Raw genomic sequence first — 673 nt, forward strand, 5'->3', positions numbered from 1 at the left:
AATCGGTGTCTAAGACGGCAGTTATTGCCTTCAATGCCTACCGTATGCTGTTTGCCAATTCGTTTGTTATCACTTTTAAAGGCGGTTATAAAACTGTCCCAGTTGTCCATGCTAATCGAGCCATAGCTGACTGTAAGCTGCTTTAAACGTGCTCTTAACTTCTTAGCCGTTTTTAGGTCACGTTTGCCCCAGACATAAGCGACAATCTCATTAGTAGCACGGTCATAAGCGTAGATGAGCCAGACTTTACGCTTCTTGCGATACACGTAAGTCCAGAACTCATCAACCTCTAAGCGTTCATAATATCGCTTCTTAGGCGCGATCTTATAAACAGATGAGCCTATGGTGCCAAGTACTTTACCAATGCTAACCTTGGCTATAACGGCTATGTCTCTAACACCACAACCTCGGACAGTCATCAGTCGTATGAGATCTTCTATTCTAGAGTGACAGCCGTTATAGGTTACCGCATGATCGCCAATAAATTGGCGTTTGCAGTCCTTGCATTGGTAGTTCTGCTTGCCATAGCTTTTTATGCCATTTTTCTTTAAACTGGGACTGTGACAGTCGGGGCAATTGATCTGTATTTGTGTCTTCATAACCTCAAATATATCATCTTGCTTTGACTGTCACCCTCCCTTTATTACTCCAGCATACTTTTTGATACACCACC

The 673-nt window shown here is 42.9% G+C and carries 1 protein-coding gene; it reads right to left on the reverse strand.

Annotation, left to right across the window (positions count from 1 at the left end; all coding sequences use genetic code 11):
* A partial coding sequence (locus QL919_RS14130; RefSeq protein ID WP_290190101.1) for an IS1 family transposase occupies positions 1–599 on the reverse strand: 599 nt, incomplete at its 3' end.
* Positions 600–673 lie beyond the last annotated feature (74 nt).

Origin of the sequence: Psychrobacter sp. APC 3426 (assembly GCF_030408035.1) — a bacterium.
Lineage (GTDB): Bacteria > Pseudomonadota > Gammaproteobacteria > Pseudomonadales > Moraxellaceae > Psychrobacter.